A 12,146-nucleotide genomic window follows, 5' to 3' on the forward strand; every position below is an offset into this window, starting at 1 on the left:
GGCAGTTGGGCTCGGGCAATGTACGGCGCTCAAATTCCTCATCGATGCGTGTGTGATCGGTCGTTCCAAGTCCCGTTGCGCTCCCGGAGGAAGGTGCCGCATCGCCCACTCGAGGGCATTGTCGGTGCAGGGCTTCGGCGTAGTCGGCGGGCGTCCGTTTCGTGATCACATGAGATGGCGAGAGGGAGAGCGGGCGGTTCCTGCTCATGTCCGTTGCGCCCCGGGAGCCCTTGTCGGGTGGAGCGAACCGGCTGCGCTAGGAGATGATCCTGTGCGTGGCTGAAGGGGCAGGTACAGATGCGGACGACGCTTGCGCATGGGCTGAGCGATTGGGTTGGGCGGTCGGACTTATAGCGGAGGATCCGGCTGCGAGAGGTGCAGCGCTCGTCCATCTAGCGGAGGCCCAGAGGAAGGTCACGGACGCGCTCGCCCGGAGCAATGAGATGTGGCTGCTGACGCGGCCCCTGGGAGCGGACGAGCAGTACCGGGAGTCAGCCTTTCTGCAGGCGCGCCGGAGGCATCAGCAAGCCCAGAGGGGTTCGCTGCCTGACGGGGTGTGGGGTGTTCCTGTGGACGGGGATCTGGCGGCGTGGCCGGGGCTGCCCTATGTGTTGCTCTTCCTGGAGTGGGAGGCGAGGCACCCGCTGGAGTGGACGCGGCATGCGAAGGCGTGGGGTACGAAGCAGAGCCTGATCCGGAAGGTGGCCCGTGCTCGCCAGGAGGAGGCGATCAAGGCGAAGCTCACCGACCTGGTCGAGATCGTCGTCCACCGGGCGTATCGCTGCAAGGATCGCGAATACGTGCGGGTCGCCCGGGCTGTTGACAGCGCTGATCTACGGGGCAGGCTCGATCGGGCAGCCGATTCGGACAGTCCGTGGGCCCGGTGTCATGCCGGGTATGTGCTCTGGCTCCTTGACCGCCCTGACCTGCCGAACACCCGTCGTGTCTGGCAGACCTGGGTGGCAGGCGAGGCTGCGGCGTTGCTGTGACCCGGGGGACGATGCAGGGAAGGTTCCCGTGATCATGGAGTGCTTTACGCCCCGTGACCTGCCTGGAAGACCGTGCCTGCCGACGCATCATCCCTGATTCCGCCTGCCCTTGACCGGCTCCGCGAGCAGTCCGACGTCGGGCCCGGGGAGGTGCCCGGCCTGCTGGAGCGGCTGGCTCAGGTGCCGGATCCGCGCGATCCGCGCGGCGTGCGCCATACCCTGGCCGTCGCGCTCACGCTGACCGCGTGCGCGGTACTGACCGGCGCGACTTCGCTGCTGGCGGTCGGCGAGTGGATCGCGGACGTGCCGCCGCACGTGCTGGAGAGACTCGGCGTGCGCCTCGATCCAGTACTGCCCCGGAGGCTGGTGCCTTCGGAGGCGACGGTCCGCCGGCTGCTCACCCGTATCGACGCTGATGCCCTCGACCGGGCGGTGGGCGGATGGCTTGCTGACCGCCGGCCCGAGAGTACCGGGCTGCGCGGACTGTCCGTGGACGGCAAGTCTCTGCGCGGTGCGGCGAAGGCCCAGGGGCGGAGGATCCACCTACTCGCCGCGGTGGAGCACACCACCGGGCTGGTCCTGGCCCAGCTCGACGTCGGAGAGAAGACCGGTGAAGTTACCCGCTTCCAGCCGCTGCTCGATACCATCGCCGACCTGGCCGCAACCGTGGTCACCAGCGACGCGCTCCATACGCAACGCGAGCACGCCGCCTACCTCCTGGGCCGCGGGGCCCATTACATTGCGATCGTCAAGGGCAACCAGAAGAAGCTGCGCAAGCAGCTGAAGTTCCTTCCCTGGAAGGACATCCCGCTCCAGGGCCGCACCCGGGGCACCGGCCACGGCCGCGCGGAGATCCGCCAGATCAAGGTAGCCACCGTGAACAACTTGCTCTTCCCCGGCGCCCGCCAGGCCGTCCAGATTAAGCGCCGCCGCACCGACCGCAAGACCGGCAAGACCACCATCACGACCGTCTACGCGGTCACCAGTCTGACCGCCGAGCAGGCCACCCCCGTCCAACTCGCGAGACTGATCCGCGACCACTGGAAGATTGAGGCCCTGCACCACGTCCGCGACACCACCTTCGCCGAGGACGCCTCCCAGCTGCGGACCGGCAACGCACCCCGCGCGATGGCGACCTGGCGCAACCTCGCCGTCGGCGCCCTCCGGCTGAGCGGCGTCAAGAACATCGCCGCCGGCCTCCGTCGCAACGCACGCGACGCCCGCCGACCCCTTGCACTCCTCGGCCTCGCATGATCACAAAACGGGCGCCCGCCGACTACGCCGAAGCCCTGGGTCGGCCCTGAGGCCGCCAGCTGCGGCCGGCCCGGGCGAAGTCGCCGATCGGCTCCTTCTTCTTCGCATCGACGCTCACCACCGGCAGACCCTGGGCCAGGAAGTGTTCGACGGTGGTGTTGATGTGCCGGAACTGTGCGTCCCGGTCGGGAACTTGGGCACCGGCCCTGGTCTTGGCCATGCCCTGCAGGCTGAACCCCATCTGGTGCAGCAGCCTGCCGACCAGAGGAGCACCGGCCGGGTGCCCCGCCGCCGCCAACTCACCGGCCAGGTCTCGCAGCGACGCGGTGGTCCAGCGCAGCGGTGAGACTGGATCTCCGATCTCCCGCGGTTCGATCAAGGCCTCCAGCGCCGGGACCAGGCCGGGGTCACGCTCAGTGGCTGACTTACGCCCACCTCCGGCCCGGCGCACCCTTCCAAGGGGTTCCGCCCCGTCGGCCAGCTCGGCGCGGCCCCGGGCAACGGTCGACTCCGACACCTCGGCCAGCCGGGCGACCGCTTTGGCCCCACCATGCCCCAACGCCGCAGCCTCGGTGGCCAGATACAGGCGGCGCTGCCGCTCGTCGAGATGCGGCAGGAGCGCCGCGAACTTCACATCCAGTACCACCAGGACCCGTTCTGATATCGCCACAACAGCCCGTATACCACTAGCAATGGCCCGGAAGGACCGTAACTGCTAGTTGTTCCGTTACGACTCCTGAACCGCTGCCAGTTCGTCGAGGATCACCAGCGCCGACACGGCGTGAAGCGGCTCTGCGACATCCTCGGCCTTTCCCACTCGAGCTTCTACTACTGGCGCCGCGCCGCGGCCACAAGGGCGGCCCGGCAGACCGTCGAGGACGGGCTCGCGGCCCGGATACGCAAGGCCCACCAGGACTCCGACGGCGCTTACGGTGCCCCCAGGATCACCGCTGAACTCCGCGATCAGGGCGGCCCGGTCGTCAACCACAAGCGCGTCGCCAGGATCATGCGGACCATCGGAATCGAGGGAGTCCGTCTGCGCCGCCGGCACCGCACAACCGTCGCGGACCAGGCCGCGGCGAAGGCACCGGACCTGATCGGCCGTGACTTCACTGCGGCCGAGGTCGACATGAAGTACGTCGGCGACATCACCTATCTGCCGGTCAGCGGTTCGAAGCCGCTCTATCTCGCGACCGTCATCGACCTCGCCTCCCGCCGGCTGGCCGGCTGGGCCATCGCCGACCACATGCGCACCGAGCTCGTCACCGACGCCCTGACGGCGGCCGAGCGGACCCGTGGGAACTTGACCGGAGCGATCATGCACACCGACCACGGATCTCAATATTCGAGCAGGGCCTTCGCGGAACTCTGCAGGTCAGCAGGGGTCCGGCAGAGCATGGGCGCGATCGGATCCAGCGCGGACAACGCCGCCGCGGAAAGCTTCAACGCCGCCTTCAAGAGAGAGACTCTCAAAGGCCGCAAAGCCTGGTCGAGCGAGCGTGAGGCCAGGCTCGACGCCTTCCGCTGGCTGACCCGATACAACACCCGCCGCCGGCACTCCCGCCTCGGCCAGCGATCTCCCGTCGCCTACGAAAACGACGCCCAAGCAGCAGCAACTACCCTGGCCCAAGCCGCATAGACGTGTTCAGAATCCGGGGTCAAGGCCCCCTGGCGGCACGGGTGATCTTGGTCGAGAACCCGTCTACCAGGAGCTTCGTCGTTCCGTACAGCCCTCACCCACCAACACCACGACCACGCAGCCAGGTTAGAAAAGGCTCAGTACCAGCGGCTGAACCGGGCGCCGGCCAGCAAGCTCATGCCGACGCAGACCGCGAAACGCAAAAGCCCCCAGGAGGCCGGGGGGAAGGCGTCCTGGGGGCTGCTCAGAACAGCTGGTTTCCCAGCCCCTCCGAACCACGGGGGTTTTCGAGCCTCAGGCGTGAGGAGGCAATCGGCTCACTGCCGATCTTACGAATCCCAACCCTCAACGCCACGAGTCATAAGACCCCACCTGAACGGGACTTTAGTCCCATCCGTCAGTGCTCTTGTCCCGGGCGGGTAGTTACTGGGGAGGGCCGGCGTCGGTCCGCCCGGGGCTCTGTTGCAGGAGGTTGTGTAATGGCCGGGTAACTGGATAGGGCGAATCGCCCCATCTTGTCCAAATGCTGGGACGTGCGATTTCGTGTGAATCACCCCGCTTTTAGATCCTGCCGATCGTTCCGAGGGGCGATGGTAATCATCTGATACGGGTTGATTTCATGCCCATCCAGTTGCATGGCCGGAACGCTCGGCCGAAGGCCGAGTTGGCGCTGTCGGAAGAGGAACGGGCCGCACTGGAGGGGTGGGTGCGGCGCAGTTCCACGCCGCAGGCATGGGCACTTCGGTGCCGGATCATCCTTGCTTGTGCCGAAGGCGCCTCCAACAAGGACGTCGCGGCCCGGCTTGGCTCGACTCCCCAGGCAGTGGGCCGCTGGCGGGCGAGGTTCGTCGAGCACCGGATCGCAGCCTGGGCGACATGCCGCGTTCGGGCGGTCCGCGGTCGGTGACGGACGAACAGGTCGCGGCTCTGATCGCCAGGACGCTCGAGTCCGCTCCGAAGAACGCGACCCACTGGTCGACACGGTCGATGGCGAAAGAGGCCGGCCTGTCGCAGTCGACGGTGTCATGGATCTGGCGGGCCTTCGGGCTGCAGCCACACCGATACGAGACATTCAAGCTGTCGACTGAGGTGCCCCGCGTTTTCCGGACAGCTGGCTATTAGTTAATTCAGGCTGCGAGCTGCTGGTTCATGTACTCGTCGTGGACCTCTTGCGGGGTCCGGTAGCCGAGCTTCGAGTGGCGGCATTTCGTATTGTAGCGGACCTCGATGTAGCGGGCGATATCCCGGTATGCGTGAGCGCGAGTGGGGTAGACCGTGCGGTGGACGCGTTCGTTCTTCAGTGTCGCGAAGAATGATTCGGCCATGGCATTGTCGTAGCAGATTCCTGTCCGTCGGACGGATTGCCGGATTCCGAGCGTGTGCAGCGTCTTGGCGAACTGATCTGATGTGTAATTGCTGCCGCGGTCGGAATGAAATACGGCGTCAAGCGTAAGCGTGTGGTTGCGTGCCGCCATCTCGATGGCGGTTTCGATGAGCGGGGTCTTGTGATTGTCATCCATCGCCCATCCGGCAACGGCCTTGGTGTGGCAGTCGATGACGGTCGCAAGGAATATCCAGCCCTCTCAGGTCGGAACGTAAGTGATGTCGCCGACCATTTTCTGGCCGGGGGCTGCGGCGGTGAAGTCACGGTTGACCAGGTCGGGGACCGGGCCGGCTTGTCCGTCGTTCTCGGTGAGGCTGTGGCGCCACGGCCTGGGCTGGCATGCCTCCAGGTCCAGCCCGCGCATGAGGTCTCGTACGAGCTCGGGCCCGCAGGCCACACTCCAGGCGGCCAGGTCAGCATGGACTCGCCGGTAGCCGTAAGTGCCGTCAGAATCCTCGAAGGATTTAACTATCAGCAGTTTCAGGTCATCCCGCCGCCGGGCGGATATCGAAAGCGGCCTGCCGCGCCATTCATAGAATCCAGAGCGGGACACTTCGAGCCATGCATACATCTTCGCAACAGGCGGGGCGTCTTCGGTTTTCGAAATGGCTGCGGCGTACTCCGCGTCGATGAACTCGAACTTGTCGCTCACCGAGGATCCTTTGCGAAGTACGCTGCAACTTTTTCCAGGAAGGCGACTTTTTGCCGCAGCTCCCTCAGCTCACGTTCCTGCTCACGGAGCCTGGCACGCTCGTCCAAGGTGAGAGGCGGTTCTTCCCCCGCATGGCCCCGCCGGTATGCATTGACCCAATTCCCGAGTGTGCCTTCGACAAGTCCGAGTTCCCGGGCAACCTGGGCCACCGGGCGTGACGTCTCGAGCACCATCTTCACTGCCTCTTCCCGATACTCAGGAGAGAACTTTCTACGCTTCTGCGACAACCGACTTCCCTTTCCGAACAGTCCCACTGTAGTGGGACCGCTGTCCGGGAACTTCGGGGCGGCTCAGTCGCGTCCGCCCCGCCCTTGCCGGTCCCGCCGGATCGGGCCCGGCGCCCTGGCAGTGCGGCGTACCGTGGCGGGTGACCCCTCGGGAGGCTGGCATGGGCGACATCACCACGGCGACGTGGACCACCCACGTGCACGGCGAGCGGACCAAACTCCCCGCCACCATCGACGGCATCCGCGCCGCGCTCCCCGCCGGACAGCGCGAGCGATTCGATGCGGAGATCGGCGCGACGCCGGCGGACGAGCTGCACCTGGTGCTCGTCGGCTGGGCGCTGTCGACCACCGCGGCCGCCGCCGAAGATGAGGATGTACTTCACCGACTTCGCCGCGGCGAAGTCATCGGCCGGCCGGCCGACCCCGCGGCAGGCGCTGCGTGAGCCCGTACCGGATCGCGTACGCCCCGGACGCCGAGGCCTCCCTGAACGCGACGGACGCCCCGACCCGTGAAGGTTTCAAAAAGGGGCTCTCGATCGTGGCGCGGGATCCGTACGCCGCCAGTTCGGCGATCAGCGGTGACCGCGACCACCGCCAGGCCGTCATCGGCCCCGCCATCGCCGTCTACTACGTGTCCGGCCCCGGCGTCATGACCGTCACCCTGGTCCGCATCGCCCACTGACCGCGTTCCCGTACGGCAACCTGATCCGACCGGTACGGGGCGCCCCGTACCCAGGTGGCCGCGGCTACCTGTCGCACCTGTCCCACACCCGGGGGCCGGCAGGTTCCCGCGCAGGCCACAGGGCCTGATGCGCGCCGACAGCCCGACCCTGACGACAACCCCCGCGACAGCTGCGCAGGCTGGAAGTCGGGGCGGCCCGGTGGTACTGCTGCCCCCAGAGTGCTCTGGGCACCGGGCCTCACCCGCGCACGCCATACCGGCGCAGGCTGGAGCCGACCCTAACCGCGGCCGGACCGGCACCCGTACCGGTCGAGTCATGACTGGTCCTGACACCTGACGCTGACACCGCCGCGTGCGGCGACATCCGCCCCGTGCCAGGTTAGGCCGGGGCGGAGCGCGTCAGGTGTCAGGACCCGGGCCCGCCCCGGGGGGACGGATGGAGCCTCCCGGGGCGGTGGGGATCCCCGCTCTCCAACGACCGACCACGCCACCGGTTGCGGCCCCGGCGAGAATTGGACCGGTGAGCACCAATCAACCGCCGCGCGCTCGGAACCGGACCTGAACCCGCCCCGAACCATCCCGCACGCGAGACACCGCACCGCGCGCCCGCCCCGCCGCCGAACGACTCCCGGCCGACCAGGCCGCCACTGGTCCGTCCGCCCGGGCGGACGGACGCCGCACCCTCGGCGCCGGCCCCTCCGGGCGGTAACCGGGTGGAGGTCACCGCGGTCACCTTCACGCCGTGCCAGTGCCGGCACGACGGTTTCTCCTGGCTCCGCCAGACGTTCGAACCCACCACGGCCAGAGAGTGGCCCCGGCTTCCGGCGGACGAGCCCACTGCCCGGCGCGCACAGCCACTGGATCCGTCACCTCCGCGCCCCTCGTCCGAGTGACTGACGCCGGCACCGTGCAGCGGGACGCTGGGCCCGCGCGAAGCGCGGGTGGGAGCACCGGACCAACGGCGACCCGTAACCCCGTCCCGCCGAGCTCACCACGTGCACACGGGTGCACGTGCACCCGTGCACGGCTCTCGCGCCCTACGCCGGACGAGCCCCCGCCACATCGCCGCATCTGGCGCCCAGAACCCCGAAATCCCCGGGGCGCCGGATTGATGTGGTTGATGCGTCACCGCAGGCCACGACGTGGTTGTGATGCGGCAGGCGTCGGCGCATCGCCACATCACGAAACCCGGATGCGCCGCATCAGCGTCACACCCGGACACATCACCCGCCACATCGCGTATGCGATGGAGCCTGCCCGGGGCGGCAGCTCGGCACGGTCAAGGTGGCGGCCTGCGGTTCCGGGACGGTGACGGGTGGCTCCAGTCCGAGCTGGACCGCAGCCAGCGCCACCGCGTCCGTGACGCTGAGACCGGGATCGTTCTCGTCGGCGCAGGTCATGTCGCGCAGCTTGTTGGCCCGGTCGTGGAGTTGGTCGGCGAGTTCTCGCTGACGCGCGTTCAGGGTCTGTCGTGACCTGGGGCCCTGGAGCGGCGACGGGGTGCGCGGTTCGCCGATGTGGACGCTGCCCCCGCGTACACGGTCGGGTGTGGGCCTCTGATCGTGCAGCAGTGTCCAGCGCGCCGTCTCGCCCGGCCCGCCCTGGCCGACACGGCGTAGCCAGCCGGTGGCCACAAGACGCTCGTTGGAGTCCGCGACCCCGGCGGTCGACATGCCCAGAGCGGAGGCGAGTCCCCGCAAGGAGACGCTGTGCTCCCAATCGTCAAACGGCTTGCTGTCCGCTGGGAACGCCGCACCGAACTCCACGACGCCTTCGTCTCCCTGGCCTGCAGCCTCATCTGCTGGAGACGACTCAAGAAGGCCCACTCATGATCGTGTTACGAGCTCTTAGGTGAGAGCTCGTGAATAAAGCCATCCCGGCATTCGAGTGCGTCCACCGACGATGTCGTGGCCCCACTCAGAGGTATGAAAGATGAGGGACAAAAGATGAGGTACGAAAGATCCGCGCACGGGGCCGCCATCCCGTCATCGGACGGCGGCCCCACGCGCGGCGCGTGGGTCAGGACAGGGTGACCTTGTACTTGGTGAGGGCCTCGGGCACCGGCTGGTAGAAGGTGGTGCCGCCGACGGAGCAGTTGCCGCTGCCGCCGGAGGTGATGCCGAGAGCCTTCGTGCCGTCGTAGAGCGCGCCGCCCGAGTCCCCGGGCTCGGCGCAGACGTTGGTCTGGATCATGCCGCGGACGGTTCCGCCGCCGCTGTAGTGGACGGTCACGCCCAGCGCGGTGACGGTACCGCTCTTGGTGCCCGTGGTGGAGCCGCTGCGCTTGACCGGCTCGCCCACGTAGGCGTCGGCGGCGGTGAAGCCGCCGGGGGAGCTGATCGCGGCGTTGTCGTAGCGGACGAGCGCGTAGTCGTTGCCGGGGAAGCTGGAGCCCACGGTGGGGCCGATCAGCGTGCTCTGCGCCGAGTTGGTGTACCAGGACTTGACGACGTTGCCGCAGTGACCGGCGGTCAGGAAGTAGCGGGTGCTGCCGCTGACGGCGTTGAAGGCGACAGAACAGCGGTATCCGCCGCCGTAGATGGCGTCGCCCGGACCGAGCAGGCGCGTGAACGTCCCGGGAGTGCGCTCGACGCGCAGCGCGCCGGCGTTGGCGCCCGCGGCTTTCCGGATCCTCGCGAAGCCGGCCTCGGACACGGTGCTGTCGGCCGTGACCACGACCCGTCCGCTCGCCGCGTCCGTGTACCACGCGGTGCCGCCGACGTCCGCGCCGAGCACCGCCTGGTCGACCGCGGCGAGTTCGGCCGCGCCGAAGGTCTTGGGGCCAGCCGCCTCGGCGGCCGGCCCGGTGAGCATGGTGGCGGCCAACAGGCCGACGGCTGCGACCGCGATCGCGGTGCGTCGGGTGGTGGGGGTAGTGCGGGGCGAGGTGCGCGTGTTCCTCACTGGTCTCCTCCTCGGAGCGTCGGGGCCCGGGGGTGGTGGGCCCTGTGAGGCCCGTCAGGAGTGGCGTGTTCCTGACAAGCGCTCCGGGGAGTATGCGGAAGCCCGTCTTCCCGCACAAGACCGCGGGCGGCGCGCGCTCCACGTCAGGGCCGACCCGTGCGGGCCGGCCCTGACGTAGGCGATCAGATCAGGTCGAACCGGTCGAGGTTCATGGCCTTGTCCCACGCTGAGACGAAGTCCTTCACGAACTTCACCTTGGCGTCATTGCTCGCGTATACCTCCGCGAGGGCGCGCAGCTCGGAGTTCGACCCAAATCGAGGTCTGCGAATCGCCAACTGGAGTGCGACAGGACAAGGGGTTGCACTTTCGTTTCTGGAAGAACTATCCACAGGCGTCAAGCCGGTGGATCCGGGCTCAGCCCTGCCTGCCCCGCAGCCTCACCACTTCCTGAATAATCCCTGCTCCACTTCAGTGAAATTCCGAATGTCGCGGAGTATGACGAGGAGCTACCTGAAGTTGCCTGCCAAGCTAGCCCTACCCCCGAAAGGGAAACCGCCCATGACGCACCGAAGGGGCATTATATGAATATCGGCAAGTCGTTCAAAATCGCTTTGGGTATTTCAGTTGCATTCTTGACTCTCTCCGCTGGAACGGCCCAGGCTGACAGTGGAGGCAATGTCATCAATGGGGATATTACTCAAGTTTCATTTGGCGGTAATCAGAATGTCGACATTGCGCAATCCCATTCAGCCCCCCCTGGTGCGGGAGGCGTGAACGCGCCAGCTCCATCCCCAGGTACCTCTACTATCGTGAGTGCCGAATTCATTATTCACGGATTTGCATGCAACACCAATTTCCAGAATTGCGATCCGGTAACGATCAACCTCCCCTCGAGCTGCCCGTACTGGACAGGGCGCCCTCCTGTTCTTACCAAGACAGGGTCTGGGGATTACATCAAAACGGGGACCGGCTTCCTCCAGAGCCCGGCCGGGAGCGGAACTTCCCAAATGCCGGATCAAGTTGTTGTCGCGGTTGGAAATCACAATGACACCACAAACCACGGAACCGTTTCAGTAGAGTGCACCGCAGGGCCGCCTGACAGCCTTACGGCTACCTCTGCCTCCGTGAACGGATCCAACACCGCGGAGCTCATTTCTACGTCTGGTCGGCTCTTTACGGGGCGGATCCACCTCCCGGAGACTGGAACTCCTCCCGGCACTAACAACTCAATGCTACTCGACAAGCCCTATCGGATCCTTACCGGTGCGGACGAGCTAATCGGCGATACGGTTATCGATCCGCAGAACGTAGAAGTGACGGTAAACGCTTGGGACGGTGTAGGGGTATTTACTGGAATGGTGATTGCTGGAGACTTCGTCTCGCCCACCTAAAGAGCTCGTGCATGGTTGGCGGTGCGGCGCCGGGGCTTGCTCCCTGATGATGTTCGTGTGGTGGGGAACGGGGCTCGTGCAGCGATCATCAGCGATCAGAGGATCACAGGGCTGTCGGCCGATGTGATCGCCGAACTCATCGCCGAAGTAGTTCCGTTGTGGCACGAACGGCACCAGACAAGACTGGAGTCCAGGCCGCGGAAGCGGGCCGTCGGCGCCGGCGCGAAGCACCGTCTGGTCTTCATCGACCGGCTCCTGGCCACGCTCGTTCACCTTCGCCACGGTGTCACTCACGATGTGCTGGCCTGCTGGTTTGATGTCGACCGCTCCACGATCACGCGCGCCATCGGCGAGGTGCGCCCCCTCCTGGCTGAACGCGGCTGCACCATCGCCGCCGGTATCCGGCTCCGCACTCTCGCCGAGGTCATCGATCATCTCGGCACCAGCGGACAGACCGGGATCATCGACGGCACCGAGATCCGTGTCCGCAGGCCGGCCGTCGGCCGCAGTGAGGGGCCCCGCGTTTTTCGGACACCATTTATAGGTGTCTTCTATGCCGCGAGTTGCATGGCTTCGTATTCGGCTTGGACCTCTGACGGGGTCTTGTAGCCGAGTCCGGAGTGGAGCCGCTTGCGGTTGTAGAAGATTTCGATATAGCGGGCGATGGCCCGTCGGGCGTGTTCGCGTGTGGGGAACGCGGTGCGGTAGACGAGCTCGTTCTTCATAGCGCCGAAGAATGATTCGGCCATCGCATTGTCCCAGCATACGCCGGTGCGGCCGACCGACGGTGTGATACCCAGGACGCGGAGACGGTCTCTGAACTCCTGGGAAGTGTACTGGGCGAGTTCAACCGGTCGTTGCAACACCGGGCTGTTGTATTGAGCGTAGCTGCTCTTCGAAGACCTCGGCCGGGGTCTTCCAGCCGAGGATCTTGCGGGGCCGGTTATTGATCGCCAGGGCGACG

At 66.7% G+C, this 12,146-nt stretch carries 11 protein-coding genes and 4 pseudogenes; 9 read left to right on the forward strand and 6 right to left on the reverse strand.

Translation table 11 applies throughout. The annotated features are described in order from the left end of the window. The first annotated feature begins 443 nt into the window (after nucleotides 1-443). Together OTB20_RS40745 and OTB20_RS40750 are read left to right on the forward strand one after the other, a co-directional pair. The gene (locus tag OTB20_RS40745; protein WP_267824963.1) at nucleotides 444-989 is read left to right on the forward strand and encodes a hypothetical protein; all 546 of its coding nucleotides are present in this window, start codon (nucleotides 444-446) and stop codon (nucleotides 987-989) included. 150 nt (nucleotides 990-1,139) lie between these two features. Continuing rightward, nucleotides 1,140-2,243 (forward strand): ISAs1 family transposase, encoded by a 1,104-nt coding sequence (locus OTB20_RS40750; RefSeq protein WP_420716610.1) that lies wholly within the window; start codon nucleotides 1,140-1,142, stop codon nucleotides 2,241-2,243. 37 nt (nucleotides 2,244-2,280) lie between these two features. On the opposite strand, the pseudogene OTB20_RS40755 reads toward OTB20_RS40750, so the two are convergent. Then, nucleotides 2,281-2,913, reverse strand: a pseudogene (locus OTB20_RS40755) (ISAzo13 family transposase); the annotation flags it as partial. A gap of 63 nt (nucleotides 2,914-2,976) precedes the next feature. Between OTB20_RS40755 and OTB20_RS40760 the strand changes: the two are divergent. After that, a pseudogene (locus OTB20_RS40760) lies at nucleotides 2,977-3,882 on the forward strand (IS3 family transposase); the annotation flags it as partial. Between the two features lie 619 nt (nucleotides 3,883-4,501). Then, nucleotides 4,502-4,789 carry a helix-turn-helix domain-containing protein gene (locus tag OTB20_RS40765; RefSeq protein WP_267824965.1) on the forward strand — a complete coding sequence of 96 codons (288 nt, stop codon included), beginning with the start codon at nucleotides 4,502-4,504 and terminating at the stop codon, nucleotides 4,787-4,789. Nucleotides 4,790-5,009: 220 nt separating this feature from the next. On the opposite strand, the pseudogene OTB20_RS40770 reads toward OTB20_RS40765, so the two are convergent. Then, nucleotides 5,010-6,205, reverse strand: a pseudogene (locus tag OTB20_RS40770) (IS3 family transposase). Nucleotides 6,206-6,366: 161 nt separating this feature from the next. Between OTB20_RS40770 and OTB20_RS40775 the strand changes: the two are divergent. Beyond that, entirely contained in the window at nucleotides 6,367-6,648 is a 282-nt protein-coding gene (locus tag OTB20_RS40775; RefSeq protein WP_267824966.1) for a hypothetical protein, read from the forward strand. Next, nucleotides 6,645-6,887, forward strand: a complete 243-nt coding sequence (locus OTB20_RS40780; protein ID WP_267824967.1) for a type II toxin-antitoxin system RelE family toxin — start codon at nucleotides 6,645-6,647, stop codon at nucleotides 6,885-6,887. Before OTB20_RS40775 ends, OTB20_RS40780 begins: the two co-directional genes overlap by 4 nt. 1,223 nt (nucleotides 6,888-8,110) lie before the next feature. On the opposite strand, the gene OTB20_RS40785 is transcribed toward OTB20_RS40780, so the two are convergent. After that, nucleotides 8,111-8,560, reverse strand: a complete 450-nt coding sequence (locus OTB20_RS40785; RefSeq protein WP_267824968.1) for a hypothetical protein — start codon at nucleotides 8,558-8,560, stop codon at nucleotides 8,111-8,113. 36 nt (nucleotides 8,561-8,596) lie between these two features. Here OTB20_RS40785 and OTB20_RS40790 point away from each other — a divergent pair, with 36 nt between their 5' ends. After that, nucleotides 8,597-8,719, forward strand: a complete 123-nt coding sequence (locus OTB20_RS40790) for a hypothetical protein (protein WP_267824969.1) — start codon at nucleotides 8,597-8,599, stop codon at nucleotides 8,717-8,719. Nucleotides 8,720-8,906: 187 nt separating this feature from the next. On the opposite strand, the gene OTB20_RS40795 is transcribed toward OTB20_RS40790, so the two are convergent. Both OTB20_RS40795 and OTB20_RS40800 read right to left on the reverse strand, forming a co-directional pair. Beyond that, nucleotides 8,907-9,791 (reverse strand): S1 family peptidase, encoded by an 885-nt coding sequence (locus OTB20_RS40795; RefSeq protein WP_267824970.1) that lies wholly within the window; start codon nucleotides 9,789-9,791, stop codon nucleotides 8,907-8,909. A gap of 182 nt (nucleotides 9,792-9,973) precedes the next feature. Next, nucleotides 9,974-10,126: a hypothetical protein gene (locus OTB20_RS40800; RefSeq protein WP_267824973.1), complete on the reverse strand. Its 153-nt coding sequence runs from the start codon at nucleotides 10,124-10,126 to the stop codon at nucleotides 9,974-9,976. A gap of 246 nt (nucleotides 10,127-10,372) precedes the next feature. Between OTB20_RS40800 and OTB20_RS40805 the strand changes: the two genes are divergently transcribed. After that, nucleotides 10,373-11,182, forward strand: a complete 810-nt coding sequence (locus OTB20_RS40805; RefSeq protein ID WP_267824971.1) for a hypothetical protein — start codon at nucleotides 10,373-10,375, stop codon at nucleotides 11,180-11,182. A gap of 123 nt (nucleotides 11,183-11,305) precedes the next feature. After that, nucleotides 11,306-11,791 carry a helix-turn-helix domain-containing protein gene (locus tag OTB20_RS40810; RefSeq protein WP_267824972.1) on the forward strand — a complete coding sequence of 162 codons (486 nt, stop codon included), beginning with the start codon at nucleotides 11,306-11,308 and terminating at the stop codon, nucleotides 11,789-11,791. Here the strand turns inward: OTB20_RS40810 and OTB20_RS40815 are convergent. Then, nucleotides 11,734-12,024, reverse strand: a pseudogene (locus OTB20_RS40815) (integrase core domain-containing protein); the annotation flags it as partial. The gene OTB20_RS40810 and the pseudogene OTB20_RS40815 overlap by 58 nt on opposite strands. Between the last annotated feature and the right edge of the window lie 122 nt (nucleotides 12,025-12,146).

It is taken from the genome of Streptomyces sp. H27-H1, from assembly GCF_026627445.1.
In the GTDB taxonomy this organism is placed as follows: Bacteria; Actinomycetota; Actinomycetes; order Streptomycetales; family Streptomycetaceae; genus Streptomyces.